Source organism: Rhizobium sp. P40RR-XXII (assembly GCF_012641405.1).
In the GTDB taxonomy this organism is placed as follows: domain Bacteria; phylum Pseudomonadota; class Alphaproteobacteria; order Rhizobiales; family Rhizobiaceae; genus Rhizobium.
This window is the reverse complement of sequence record NZ_JABAII010000003.1, coordinates 268,513-282,254: the sequence shown is the minus strand read 5'-3', so window position 1 is coordinate 282,254 and position 13,742 is coordinate 268,513. Positions and strand designations below refer to the sequence as shown.

General features: G+C 58.7%; 12 protein-coding genes. 4 read left to right on the top strand and 8 right to left on the bottom strand.

The annotated features are described in order from the left end of the window. The first annotated feature begins 11 nt into the window (after positions 1-11). The 4 genes from HGP16_RS07695 to HGP16_RS07680 all read left to right on the top strand — a co-directional run bounded on the left by HGP16_RS07695 (position 12) and on the right by HGP16_RS07680 (position 6,082). Positions 12-1,154, top strand: a complete 1,143-nt coding sequence (locus tag HGP16_RS07695) for a fumarylacetoacetate hydrolase family protein (RefSeq protein WP_168839418.1) — start codon at positions 12-14, stop codon at positions 1,152-1,154. 179 nt (positions 1,155-1,333) lie between these two features. Continuing rightward, on the top strand, positions 1,334-3,370 hold the full coding sequence (locus HGP16_RS07690; RefSeq protein ID WP_168839417.1) for a DUF4034 domain-containing protein: 2,037 nt from the start codon (positions 1,334-1,336) through the stop codon (positions 3,368-3,370). A gap of 8 nt (positions 3,371-3,378) precedes the next feature. Further along, positions 3,379-5,307, top strand: a complete 1,929-nt coding sequence (locus HGP16_RS07685; RefSeq protein WP_168839416.1) for a M48 family metallopeptidase — start codon at positions 3,379-3,381, stop codon at positions 5,305-5,307. A 403-nt stretch (positions 5,308-5,710) separates the two neighbouring features. Next, positions 5,711-6,082, top strand: coding sequence for a hypothetical protein (locus HGP16_RS07680; protein WP_168839415.1), 372 nt, complete (start codon positions 5,711-5,713; stop codon positions 6,080-6,082). A 260-nt stretch (positions 6,083-6,342) separates the two neighbouring features. On the opposite strand, the gene HGP16_RS07675 is transcribed toward HGP16_RS07680, so the two are convergent. The 8 genes from HGP16_RS07675 to HGP16_RS07640 all read right to left on the bottom strand — a co-directional run bounded on the left by HGP16_RS07675 (position 6,343) and on the right by HGP16_RS07640 (position 13,385). Further along, the gene (locus HGP16_RS07675; RefSeq protein WP_168839414.1) at positions 6,343-7,272 is read right to left on the bottom strand and encodes an MYG1 family protein; all 930 of its coding nucleotides are present in this window, start codon (positions 7,270-7,272) and stop codon (positions 6,343-6,345) included. 217 nt (positions 7,273-7,489) lie between these two features. Beyond that, positions 7,490-7,822, bottom strand: a complete 333-nt coding sequence (locus tag HGP16_RS07670; protein ID WP_168839413.1) for a cytochrome C oxidase subunit IV family protein — start codon at positions 7,820-7,822, stop codon at positions 7,490-7,492. Positions 7,823-7,832: 10 nt separating this feature from the next. Further along, positions 7,833-8,555, bottom strand: a complete 723-nt coding sequence (locus tag HGP16_RS07665) for a heme-copper oxidase subunit III family protein (protein ID WP_168839650.1) — start codon at positions 8,553-8,555, stop codon at positions 7,833-7,835. A 12-nt stretch (positions 8,556-8,567) separates the two neighbouring features. After that, positions 8,568-9,272: a cytochrome c oxidase subunit 3 gene (locus HGP16_RS07660; RefSeq protein WP_168839412.1), complete on the bottom strand. Its 705-nt coding sequence runs from the start codon at positions 9,270-9,272 to the stop codon at positions 8,568-8,570. Then, positions 9,269-11,047: a cbb3-type cytochrome c oxidase subunit I gene (locus tag HGP16_RS07655; RefSeq protein ID WP_168839411.1), complete on the bottom strand. Its 1,779-nt coding sequence runs from the start codon at positions 11,045-11,047 to the stop codon at positions 9,269-9,271. The genes HGP16_RS07660 and HGP16_RS07655 overlap by 4 nt, the downstream gene beginning before the upstream one ends. A 55-nt stretch (positions 11,048-11,102) precedes the next feature. After that, on the bottom strand, positions 11,103-11,918 hold the full coding sequence (locus tag HGP16_RS07650; RefSeq protein WP_168839410.1) for a cytochrome c oxidase subunit II: 816 nt from the start codon (positions 11,916-11,918) through the stop codon (positions 11,103-11,105). Between the two features lie 166 nt (positions 11,919-12,084). Beyond that, positions 12,085-12,471 (bottom strand): cytochrome c family protein, encoded by a 387-nt coding sequence (locus HGP16_RS07645; protein ID WP_168839409.1) that lies wholly within the window; start codon positions 12,469-12,471, stop codon positions 12,085-12,087. Positions 12,472-12,569: 98 nt separating this feature from the next. Next, positions 12,570-13,385, bottom strand: coding sequence for a DUF2189 domain-containing protein (locus HGP16_RS07640; RefSeq protein WP_168839408.1), 816 nt, complete (start codon positions 13,383-13,385; stop codon positions 12,570-12,572). Between the last annotated feature and the right edge of the window lie 357 nt (positions 13,386-13,742).

The following is a 13,742-nucleotide window of genomic DNA, read 5'->3' as shown; positions in this document are numbered from 1 at the left end:
AGACGAACGACATGGCGAGCTCAGATACATTCACCACCGGAACATTCGTCGGTCGCCTCTGGCGCCCGGATGTGGAAGGCCCTGCACTCGTCACCGTTCGAGATGGCACGCTTTACGACATCACTTCGAAGGAAGCGCCGACCATACGCGACCTGCTGGAAAAGGACGATCCGGTTGCGTTCGTTCGCGCCCAGAAAGGCGAAGCCGTCGCCAAGCTCGGTGACTTGCTGACCGCCAAGGCCGATCTCTCGTCCATCCACCTTCTCGCGCCCATCGATTTGCAGGCGATCAAGGCCTGCGGCGTCACCTTCGCCCGTTCGATGCTGGAGCGCGTCATCGAGGAACGCGCCGCCGGCAATCCGGACCTTGCCGAAGCGATCCGCGGCAAGGTGACCGCGCTGATCGGCGACAGCCTGCGCAATCTCAAGGCCGGCTCTCCCGAAGCCGCCAAGGTCAAGGCTGCCCTGATCGAAGAAGGCGTATGGTCGCAATATCTCGAAGTCGGCATCGGCCCGGATGCCGAGGTCTTTTCCAAGTCGCAGGTCATGTCCTCGGTCGGGTTGGGCGCAGATGTCGGCCTGCATCCGATCTCCAAATGGAACAATCCCGAGCCGGAAATCGTGCTTGCCGTTGATAGCCAGGGCCGTGTGAAGGGCGCGACGCTCGGCAACGATGTCAACCTGCGCGATGTCGAGGGCCGGTCGGCCCTGTTGCTCGGCAAGGCGAAGGACAACAACGCTTCCTGCTCGATCGGCCCTTTCATCCGCCTGTTCGACGAGACTTACGGCCTGGACGACGTGCGCAACGCCGATCTCGACCTGAAGGTCGAAGGCGAGGACGGTTATGTGCTGCATGGGCGCTCATCGATGAAGGAAATTAGCCGCGATCCGCTCGACCTCGTCTCCCAGACCATCGGCCGCCATCATCAATATCCGGACGGTTTCGTGCTGTTCATGGGAACGCTTTTCGCTCCCGTCGAGGACCGCGATACGCCAGGGCAAGGCTTCACCCACAAGGTCGGCGACATCGTCACTATTTCCAACGACAAGCTCGGATCACTGCGCAACCGCGTGCTGCTGTCGACCGAATGCCTACCCTGGACATTCGGAACTTCGCATCTGATGCGCAACCTCGCCAAGCGAGGATTGATCTGAGGCCCTGAATAAATCAGGCAGAGCTGAGTACGGCCGATGGTTGAAATGTGTGATGCATTCGCGTTACACATCAAACGCGCATGATCCCGGATTCGGTTCGGGCCATGCCTATGGTTTCCGACGGGGTCTCCGTTGGGCCGAATTGCAATCGACCCGCGCTGGACGCAAAGGAGCCGCCGATGCAGATGACCACAAGCTCGTCTCCCTTGCCGCTCGATGGCCCGCAATGGGTGCGGTTCCGTCAGCAGGAAGAACTGCGAAAGGCAATGCTTGAGCGGCGCTTCGACGAGGTGGAGCGCATAGTGGCATCGCTTGAAGCGGTATGGTGGCAACCCGGCGATGTCCCCGATGATCGCTATGTGTATCTTGCAACCAGTTCCGGCCTGTTTGACCATGCAAGCGTGAATGTCGCGCGGCGGCTTGAGTTACTGGATGACTGGACCCGGGCCTATCCGGATTCCTACCATGCGTGGTATATTCTCGGTCACCATTATTTTCGTCGGGCTGCTGATATCCGCACGGCGGCCTGGGCATCGGAAGTTGGCGAAGATCAATGGGTTGCCGCCCATATGGCTTGTGTAACCGCGGCCGAACATCTGTTGAAGGCAATGACGCTCTCCGAGCGTCCGGCGCTTGCCGCTGAAACCATGATGCAGATCTGCCAATATCTTGGCCAGCCGGATTTCGTCGACGCACTGTTTCGCGGAACGCCGCTTGAAAAAACCATGCAGCGCGACGAGTTCGACCCCGACCTTTATGAAGCGGCATGTGCTCAGCTCGCCAAGTATGGATTGAAGCCGCCGGGCATCCTCACCGCAGCACTTCCGGGTTCTCTTCCGCCCGCGCAAGAGGGCGACATCGAAAATCCGGGCTATTACTGGCTGCGCTATTGCCTTTCGCTCAGACCGCGATGGCCGGATATCCTGGCGGACTACGCGCAGTATTTGAGCCCCAGATGGGGTGGCTCTGAGGGGGAGGTCGAAAAATTCGCCACCGGCCCTTTGTGTTCACAATTGAACGAGCAAGAGCGCAATTCCATCCGCTGGCCGGGCATTAATGACGCATTGACGCTGCCTGAATATCCGCAACCAGGCGACGTGCGCGAAATCGCCGCCCGAGAGAAGATTTTTAAGAACTGGCTCGCGCGGGATCTCTCCGATGCCCTGCGTTTCATTTCTCTCGGAAAATACGCCAATTTTACCCATTACTCGCTTGCCGACACGAAGCTGGCGCATCAGCGCCATGTCGAATCCATCCGCTATTGCAAGCCGCCACGGACCTATCCCGGAGTGGACGGTGCGTTCCGGGATTTCACCAACCTAATGCTGATCCAGCATTTCGAGGATGTGGAAGGCGCTTATGCGCGCGTGCTGCAAACCGCCGCCCGCCGTTTCGACGAGCCGACAATGCTCACCATGGCGGCCTTCGCCTGGCAGTACGGCATGTGGGGGATCGAGGCCGATCCGGCCATCGCCACGCGACTGATCGACCGGGCGGCCGAGTTGGCGCCATTCTATGAGCCGGACGCTTTTACGCCGGTGCACGCTTGCAGGATGATATGGGACGGAGGCTTTCAAAAGGAGGCCACCCACCTCACCCGCGCATTTGCCGAGAGGCGTGTCTATTCCAGCGCGGCGAGCATGTATGATATTACAAGGGGAATTCGACCGGATACCCAACCGGAATTGCTGGACGACAAGGAAGCGGATCGCTGGCTTGAGCGAGCTGTCGAGGAAGGGGAAGCGGTGGCCTTTTACAATTACGCCTGGCGCCTCGAAAACGTTCACAAGATCGATTTGACGATCCGTCAAAATTTCGAGCGGGTCCGCGACCACTATGTGAAGGCGATGGAGGGCGGAATTGGCGCATCTGTCATCAGGCTTGCAAGCGTTGGACGGCGGCACGGAACCGAGGAGGAGAAACAAGAGGCCGTCGCCAATATGAAATCCTTCGTTACCCACGAGGACGACCATCTTGCTGGCGAGGCTTATAGCGAGGTGGTTCTGGCGTATAAACATGGCGATGGCGTTCCAAAAAGCGAGTTTATCGCCATGCAATGGTTCGATCGCTACAAGGAACTTTTCCCCACTCATTCATCAATGGATTGGATGGAAACGCAGGTCTATGGATCGACGGGATGGAAAATGGCCGGCCGGGCATTGCGGGCCTTCTTCCTTGGAAAGAAGCTTTCAAAAGAGCATCTGCCTCCGAAGTAAGCGCCGCGATGAACAATCTCCTCCCGCCACCGCAGGAAGGCAGATGGCGAGCCCTGATCTGGCTTGCCTTCGGCGATGCGCTTTTGCTCTTTTCCGGTGTCCTGCTGGTTCTCTCGCCTCTTTTGCTGGTTTTTTCTCTGTCCTCGCCGCTGCTGCTGGCGCTTCTCGCCTTGCCGTCGCTGTCATGGTTCTTTTATGGGCTGATGGTCCTGCGCGCCCGCGCCGTACCGCTGCCACCGCCGGTTTCGAATGGGATATTGCTGGATCCCGGCAAGGTTCCGGCTCTTGCCGCCGACATTGAACGGTTGCGCCTTGCCTGCGAGGCGCCGGCCTTCACGGCGATCTATGTCAACGACGACCTCAACGCATCCATATACCAGACCGCGGCGCGGTCCGGTCCGTCGAAGCATATCCTCGTGCTCGGCCTGCCGCTTCTCGCTCTCCTGACCAGGGACCAGGCAGCTGTGGTCATTGCCCACGAATACGCGCATATCTCCCGCCAGCATGGCCATTTCGCCCGCTGGGCCTATATGGCGCGCCAGCGCTGGGCAGCGCTGGCTGATCTGCATGAGCGCAATCATCGTCTGATCACCGCGCCGCTTCGACTGTTTCTGTCCTGGTACGTGCCGCGCATGATGCGAGAAACGCTGGAATTTTCGCGCCGTTGCGAGATGTTCGCCGATGCGCAAGCCGTTCAAGTGTGCGGTGCCGATCTGGCGCTGGAAGCTGAATTCGCACTGGCTCTAAGGCAAAAAGCCATGTCCGACCGGTTCTGGCCCGGCCTATTCGCGCGAGCCGGTGTGGATGAACCGGCTCAGGTGCAGCCGTTCACACAGCTTCTGGCGGAACCGGCGGAGAGCCGTCCGCACGATGGCGCACAGGCGGCAGCCTGGCTGCACGAAGCTCTATGTCAGGGTCCGGATCCCCGCAGCACGCATCCTGCCTTTTTCGAGCGCGTAGCATCGACAGGATTTGATCCGACGGATCCGCTTCCAGGTCACCTGCCCTGGCGCCTTGAGAAAACGGCCGCAGCCACGGATTGGCTGGGAAACGAGGCATCCGGCATAGCCGCGCAGCTCGACGCCAACTGGTGCGAGAATGTCGCCCAAGCCTGGCGGGACGCAGAGAGCTGGCATGCGCGCCAACATGAGGAATTCGCAAAGCTGCTGCACCGCCGCAAGCAGCAGACGTTTGATGAAGGGGACTGGCTGCTTCTGGCGCAATTGGCGGAAAAATTTGATCCGGCAGGTCCCCTTCGTCGGGAGGCAATCGCGCAAGGATTGCGACATTCACCCGATGATCCCACGCTTCTTCAGTTTGAAGCCGAGGATCTGGAGCAAAATGGTGACTTTGGCGCAGCGATAGCCCTATGGCATCGCATCGGCCAGAACTCGTCGACCTCCGTATATGACGTTCATCGCCGTCTTTGCGAACTCTGCTTGCGGACGGGAGACAGGGTGACGGCAGAGCACCATCGGCATGTCGCCGACAAATTATGGACCGGCCAAGATGCGGGGCAGTTTGTGCTCAACGAGCATTTTCCGCATGGGATGGACGCATCCGAAGTCGCACTGCTGCAAGGCGTATTGCAACCGCTCTTTGCCCATGCGCGCTCCGTTTGGCTTTGCCGCGACAAGCCGGCCGACAGACCGGATGCGCCCGGGTGGTTCCTCTACGTCGAGGCCTATGATGACTGGTTCATGCGCATGGTCGGCAGATTGACCGGCGAAGAAGATGTGAATGCCTCGGCTTGCAAAAGGCTGCTGGAGCGTCTGCTGCCACGCTTGCATATCTATGCGGACGTCGTGTTCATCGGGCCATCCGAGAATATTTCGGCTTGTTGCTCACCCGATAGTCTGATCGCCCATGCAGGCAGGGCCGTTTCGCCCCCGCTCACCAACCTTGAAAAATCGCAGACCATGCATCTGTCGCAGTGATCGCAGCAGCGGGAAATTTCGGCATCCTAAAATGAGCCTCCAATTGCAATTGCGATCTCAAGCTTTGGACCGCCTTGAGCGATGGCAGCGGTTGCCTGCATGGGAGACGAAGTGCGAGATCTCGACCGGAGAGGGCTCCATAACATCGCGTCGTCGAGCATCACGCCCTCGGATCGTGCCTGGAACGATCCCTCTCAATTGGTGTGTTCGATACCGCCGCCAATCTCAAACAATTGCGCCGGAAATGGCATATGATTGTGTGCTGCCACACATAATGCAAAGACAGGGTGAGGCGATGTCAAAATCGCTCAACGCATAGGTTGACGCTGGATGGCCAAGACCCAGCTGAATTGGCCAGACACATTGGTAAAAAATCGGGTGACGCGATTGCAGGACTACGCAAATGGCTAGTCGAATTATCATCCTGACTGCGGCCGCGTTGCTGTGTACGTCTGCCGCAGCGCATTGCGAACAGATCGCCGATCTGAAGATCATTGCCTTTCGTTCCGAGGAACCTGATCGGTGTCGCGAGTCGGATGTCGCCTTGTCACCTGCAAAGGCTCGGGAATTCTTCAAGCGTGCAAAACAGATTGATGCCAGGGTCCTCCACGACGATTATGATCTTGCCCCCTGCTACATAGAGGGCACGTTAAAGTGGGGCGGGAAAATCTGTGACTGGAATATCCGGGCGGGTGCCACGGGCCATGTTCAATGTAACAAGCAGGAAATGTACTTCGCCTGTCAGGCGTGCGGCGATCTGTTCGACCAAAAGTAACGGCTGTGTTCCATGCGACCCGGAATTCACGGCCGGCAAGCCGCCAAAAGAATGGCGATGAACAGGCTTTCGCATCCAGCTTTCAGCAAGGTTGCGACAAGTGATGGGCCGGCGGCAAAAAATCCGGCACCGGGCACGGGACGCGGCATAGGCGGAACGGGGATCGGCCAGACACGCCTACCCCAATCGATCCTACACCGTTCCGGCCCGGCGTCGCCCCCTGACGATGCAGCCGGGCAAGCTGCTCCTCGAGCCAATCCTCAACCGGCTCGCTTCTCGGCGTCTTCTACCGCCAGACCGGCCAGAGCGAGGGCCGCCTCCCGCGTTCTCGCGGCTGCGATAAAACGGCCATTATGGCAGAAGCTGGCGCCCTCAATTCCGGTGGCCACTTCAAGGTCGCGGCCGCTCAACCCCGCCCAAGCAGCCGGAAGGTTGGCACGCAGTTCAAACCCCTCCTCCGCGCGGCGGATTCCGGTCAGGCACCAATCCGCCTCGCGCGGATGCACCACGAACAGGAGATGATCGGCACCTGCCTTGACGATGGCTGGTCGAAACGGCATCCCCATCGGCAGTTCGAGAACGCGGTCCTGCCCTGAAGACGCGATCTCCTGCAGCACCAGCGCTTCGGCGCGCAGCTTCGCGTGGATCCCGCTGATCTTGGCTTCGACAAAACTGCGGGCGATTGCCACAGCCGCATGGAATGCCCGGTCGGTCGCCTGCGGATCCCGTTCATCGAAAGCGGGTTTCAACGTTTCCAGCAGGGACGGCAGGGTCAGTCCGGCCAGCAGACCGGCGCTGTCCGGGCTGAGTGCACCATTGTCGACCAAGTCGACCGGCAATACGAAGCCCGCATCGAAAGCAGCACGCACGGTTTCGACGAAAGCGGCCGGGACGGACATGGCGGCCAGATAGTCGCGGCCGAAATGTTTCCATATCAACCCGAAGGAACTGAAGGGCTGACCATCGTCGCGCTGCGGTGCGCCGCGCTGGTGATGATCGAAAATACCGGCAGCCGCATCATAAGCGCCGCCGACATCGTAGACGATGCGATCGGCGCCGGGCGTGATCCATTCCGGCGCCCTGCTGCGAACCAGCCGTACGTCAGGGAAAAGCCGCGTGAGGATGACGCTGGACAACACCTCGTCGGCATGAAAGCCGCCGGAATGCGTAACGAGGAAATTTGGAGCCATACCGCCATAACCTTGCTGTTCGCGAATTGGACGAACCGGCAATAACCAGTTTTGGCTGTCTTCTCAACCGCTCATCACCAAAGTGGAGGGACGACCTGGCTGGCGGCGGCATCGATGGCCGGAGCCGTGTGGCCCCGGAATGGGAATCTGCCGAGCCTTGCAGAGCGCATTCAGCGCCCTGATTCAAGGATGACAGGCGGCCAGATGGTGCCGAATCTTAAGGGCTCGCGCCGAAAAAGGTCAGTCGAGTGAGGACCGTGTAGTGCGATTCCGACACCATCAGAGCGACGAAAACGAGCACCAGGACTGGCGGAACCAGAATGGCATAGATCAACGCCAGCCGTTCCCAGGCCATGTGCATGAAAATGGCAACGATCAGCCCCGCTTTCAGGATCATGAACAGCAGGATCAGAGACCATCTGAGATAGCCCTGAATGCCGAGATAATCGACGAGGTAGGAGAAGGTGCTGAGGACGAAAAGCAGCCCCCAAACCACCATGTAGAGTTTTATCGGATGCTGCTGTCCCGAATGTGCCTGTACCTGCGCCATGATGCCATCCTCACCACAGATAGAAGAATGCAAAGATGAATACCCAGACCAGATCGACGAAGTGCCAGTATAGCCCCGTGATCTCGACGATCTCATAACTGCCCTTGCGGCTGGTGAAAAAACCTCGCCTTTCCTGGTCGAAATCTCCCCGCCACACCTTGCGTGCCATGATCAGAAGAAAAAGCACCCCGATCGAGACGTGGGTACCGTGAAAGCCGGTGATCATGAAGAAGGACGAACCGAACTGCGCCGCTCCCCATGGATTTTCCCAGGGGCGGACTCCTTCCCTGATCAGCTTGGTCCATTCGAATGCCTGCATTCCGACGAATGTCGCGCCGAGGGCCGCTGTCGCCAACATCAGTGCCGCGGTCTTGCGGCGATCGTGGCGGTATCCGAAGTTGACGGCCATGGCCATCGTGCCGCTGCTGCTGATAAGGACGAAGGTCATGATGGCGATCAGGATCAGCGGGATTTCCTTGCCCCCGATCGTCAGGGCGAAAACCTCGCTGGGATTGGGCCAGGCGACGGTGGTCGACATGCGCGCCGTCATATAGGCCAGCAGGAAACAGCCGAAAATGAAGGTATCGCTCAAAAGGAAGATCCACATCATCGCCTTGCCCCAGGAGACGTTCTTGAACGCCCGCTGGTCCGATGACAGATCGGCCGCGACGCCGCGCAGTCCCGCCGGGTGCAGAAGTGGATCGTGTACCGGTCTTTCTATGGATTCGGTCATCATCGAAGCTCCTCAGCTGACCAATTGACGGCAGAGATCGACGAAACTATTTGCCCAGCCGGCGAAGAGCGCAAAAAGGATCAGCCAGACAACAAGCATAAAATGCCAATAGATGGCGCAGAGATCGACGCTCAGGCGGACTCTCGCCGGCGCAGGGCTGGTCCGGGCACGGATCGTCGTCCGTCCGAGTACGAAAAGTCCGCCCAAAATGTGCAGGCCGTGCAGTCCGGTGATCATGTAGAAGAAGCTATTCGATGGATTGTCGGCGAGCACATAGCCTGCCGCAACCAGTTGCCGCCACGCCAAAACCTGCCCGGCAAGGAAGAGAACCGCCAACATAAACGCCACGGCAAGAGCTGTGTTCAACATCTCGCTTTGGTCAGAACGAGCTTCGGTTTTGGCCCACTGCAACGCAACGCTGCTGGCAGCAAGGGCGGCCGTATTCACCCAAAGCAATCGCGGGATCGGAATGCTCCACCAGTCGGAGCCGCCGAGGCGGGTCAGATAGGCGCTGATGAGGAGCGTGAACAGGGCGCCGACCACGGCGAGAAAGATGCCGAGACCGACCTTCGCCGTGGTGGCCGACGATCCCCGCATGTCAGGCGCATCGCCTGCAATGCCCGCTTCCAGCCAGGGTTTCGAGGTCAACCGCTGCCTCGCCATCCACCAGGCGATGATGCCGGCGATGCCTGCCATGAAGATGAGAATTGCGCTCATGACAACGCCCTTTCGGACGGCCCGGACGAGGCCGGCTGGTTTTGCGGCAGGAAGTCCTGATCCGCTCCGGGAACGCTGTAATCATACGGCCAGCGATAGACGATCGGCAGCTCCTTGCCCCAATTTCCGTGAGCCGGCGGCGTTTGTGGTGTCTGCCATTCCAATGTCGTTGCCCGCCATGGATTGCCGCCGGCTTGCCTGCCCCAGCGAAGGCTCCAGGCGAGATTAAACAGGAATAGAAGCTGAGCAGCACCGACGATCAGCGCGGCGACCGTGATGAACATGTTCAGCGTATGCGCCGACGGCGGTATGAAGGCAGTTTCGCCCAGCTCGTAATAGCGACGCGGAATACCCAGCAGCCCGAGGTAGTGCATCGGGAAGAAAATCGCATAGGCGCCGAGAAAGGTGATCCAGAAATGGATATGGCCCATGGTCACGTTCAGCATGCGCCCCGTGACTTTCGGATACCAATGGTGGATCGCGCCGAAGATCACCAGGATCGGCGCGACCCCCATCACCATGTGGAAATGGGCAACGACGAACATCGTGTCGGACAGCGGCACGTCGACGACGACGTTGCCGAGAAAAAGGCCGGTCAGTCCGCCATTGATGAAGGTGACGATGAAGGCCAGTGCAAACAGCATCGGCAATGTCAGATGGATATCGCCGCGCCAGAGCGTCAGCACCCAATTATAGACCTTGATGGCCGTCGGGATGGCGATGATCAAGGTCGTGGTCGCGAAAAAGAACCCGAAGTTCGGATTCATGCCGCTGACATACATGTGATGCGCCCATACGACAAAGCTCAGCGCCGCGATGATGAGGATCGCCCAGACCATCATCCGGTAGCCGAAGATGTTCTTGCGCGCATGCGTGCTGATCAGATCCGAGACGATGCCGAAGGCCGGAAGTGCGACGATATAGACCTCCGGATGGCCGAAGAACCAGAACAGATGCTGGAACAGGATGGGGCTGCCGCCCCCTTGCTGCAACTGCTGGCCCATCTCGACGATGGCGGGCATGAAGAAGCTTGTGCCGAGCAAGCGGTCGAACAGCATCATGACGGCGGCGACGAAAAGTGCCGGGAAGGCGAGCAGCGCCATGACGGTGGCGGTGAATATGCCCCATACCGTCAAGGGCATCCGCATCAGCGTCATGCCGCGAGCACGTCCCTGCAGCACGGTGACGACATAATTCAGCCCGCCCATGGTAAAGCCGATGATGAACAGGATCAGCGAAGACAGCATCAGGATGATGCCCCAATCACGCCCTCCCGGCGTACCCGACAGAAGAGCCTGCGGCGGGTACAGTGTCCAGCCGGCGCCGGTCGGTCCGCCGGGTGCGAAAAAGCCGACGACCAGCACGATAACCGCGAGCAGATAGAGCCAGTAGCTCAACATGTTCGCATAGGGAAACACCATGTCGCGCGCGCCGAGCATCAGGGGGATCAAGTAGTTGCCGAAGCCGCCGAGGAACAGCGCTGTCAACAGGTAGATCACCATGATCATGCCGTGCATGGTGATGAACTGATAATAGTGCTCCGCGTCGATGAAGGAGAAGTAGCCGGGAAAGCCGAGCTGCAGCCGCATCAGCCACGACAATACCAGCGCCACCATGCCGATCGAAATGGCGGTTAGGGAATACTGGATGGCGATGGTCTTCGCATCCTGGCTGAAGACATATCTCGTCCACCAGCTTTTCGGATGGTAAAGCTCCACATCCTCGACTTCAGCGGGTTGGATGACCTGCTCGGTGCCGGACCCAATGTCGACCATATTCCTTCCTCCCTGTTCCCTCCGATGCGGCCTTCCTCCTCGAGTGCCGAGGCACTTACCTCGCCGCCGACTTTTCCACGGACGCCAGCGATTTCGCAAAAGTCGGCTGTTGCTGCAGCCAGGCTTGATAGGCGGTATCGGTATCGACGATGACCGTGCCGCGCATCTGCGGATGACCGACCCCGCATAGTTCCGCGCAGAGAACTTCGAAGGTTCCCGTCCGTGTCGGCGTGAACCAAAAATAGGTCACCGTGCCGGGAATCATGTCCATCTTTGCCCGGAATTCCGGTACGTAGAAATCGTGCAAGACGTCGATCGAGCGCAGAAGCATCTTGACCGGTTTGCCGGCAGGTATATGCAGCTCGCCGCCTTCGACGATGACGTCGTCCAACCCGGCGGGATCGCTCTTGTTCAAACCGAGCGGGTTGTCCGGAGTAACATCGCGCGTGTTCGCTCTCCCGAGCCGTCCGTCCGCGCCCGGCAGCCGGAAACTCCATTGCCATTGCTGGCTGACGACTTCGACCTCGCTGGCATCGGGCGGGACCGTGACGAACTGTTTCCATACGAACAGGCCAGGTGCGAGCATTGCCGCCACGCCGATTGCCGTTCCGCCGGCGAGCCACCATTCCAACCGCTTGTTTTCAGGCTGGTATGCCGCGCGGTTTCCGGCGCGGTGTCTGAAGCGGAAAACGCAATAGGCTATGAACAACACGACGACCGTGAAAACCACGCCGGTGATCCAGAACGTGATGACGATCGTATTGTCGATATAGCTCCAATTGGACGCGATCGGCGTCCACCACCAAGGGCTCAGCAGATGGAACCCGATCGATCCCACCACCAGCAGAACGAGAATCAATACGACAGCCATCGTCTCCTCCCTGACCCGGCCGCGAACGTTTCCACAATTTCATCGCGAAACGTTTTAGTATTATCTCATGAACAATTCACCCGGGCAATTGCAGCAAAGGTAGTGGTTTATCCCCGCCGATCCGATCGGCGACACGGAAAACAGTTCGTCCATATCAGCCATCGCGCTATTTGGAGTATTGCTTCAGATAGGCAATCAGATTGGTAATCTCGGTATCGTCCTTCAGCCCGACGAAGGTCATTTTGGTGCCCTTCACCTTCGCCTTGGGATCGTGCAAATAGTCGCGGAGCGACGTCTCGTTCCACACGAGACCGCCCTTGCCCGCCTCCTGCATGGCCGGCGAATAGGCGAAATTCGGGTGTGTTCCGGCCGTTCTGCCGAACAGGCCATTCAACGAGGGACCGATCTTGTTCTGGTCCGTTTCGGCTATATGGCAGATGGCGCATTTCTTGAAAACGGTGGCTCCTGCCGTCGCGTCACCTTCCTGTGCAAAGGCGGCAAGCGGTAAAGCAACGGCAGGAAGCAGACAGATCGGAAGAAAACGGTAAGACATGGCAATCCTCATTCTTTCCATCGCTATTCCAAGGCCAGCAAATTCATCAGATAGGACCAGCGGCGCCAAGGTGTTGCCGAAGCGGATTCCTTGCAAACTCAAGACGTACGGTTGGGATAGATTGGAACAACCAATTTGCGATACAGGTGCCAGGTCGAATGTCCGAGGATAGGCATGACGACCGCAAGGCCGACAAAAATCGGGATCGTGCCGATGGCGAGCAGCGCCGCAACGATCAATCCCCAAAGCGCAACCGGCCCCGGATTGCAGAGTGTGGCGCGGATGCTCGTGTTCACTGCTGCGACTGCATCGACATCCCGGTCGAGCAGCAGCGGGAAGGTCACCACCGTTGTCGCCAGCGCAAAGATTGCGAAAACGAACCCGGCCAGGTTGCCCCAAAGCATGAGCGAGAAACCTCGTGAGGTCGTCAGCACCTCCGACAACAGAGTGGAGATCGAGGTCAGGCCGCCCTCGCCGACGGTCATGGTGTAAATGAGCTGCGCAACAATCAGCCAGGCGACGAAATACGCCAACAGCATGAGGCCGACCGCAATGATCGATGGCAGTGCTGGAGAATGACGGACCTCCAGCGCGTGATGCCACGAGCTATCCACTCCCTGCTCACGACGTCGACTGATTTCATAAAGGCCAAGGGCCGCGATCGGACCAACCAGCGCAAAGCCCGATATCAAGGGATAAAGCAGTGGCAGCAGATCGGCGTTGGAGCTCCACATGACCAGGAAGAAGCCCGCGATGGGATACATAAGACAGAGAAAAACGTAATGGGACGGTTTGTCTTTGAAGTCATCAAGTCCCGATCTCAGCGCATCCATAAGATCCGCGACGGTTATCTTCATGACTTCCGGGCGCGCGAATTCACCGCTCGCATCGGCCATGACATGAAATGCGGCCATAGCACCCCTCCTCCGCTGCAATCCGGTGATGCAAAGACGCTCAGCAAATGTTACCGACACGTCAAACCGCAACCGGTGGTCATGAACCTATCAAATTCTGCTGTCCTTGTCGCCTATTCCTTAAATTAGAAATTGGAAAACCAATCACTTGCCGCTTCTCGGCGCCGGAACGATCGACAATTTCCGACGCGAACCTCTTGAAGAGGATGCCCGCCTATGGCGGTGAAGTCTTGCCCATCGACCGTCGCGTAGCCGGCTTTTGGCTTTGGAACACTAAATTGGGCGTCCAAGCAGTCTCTGGAGTGCTTGGAAGCTGATGTCGGTTATGGGGACGATGCTATCGGTGCTCAGGATCCA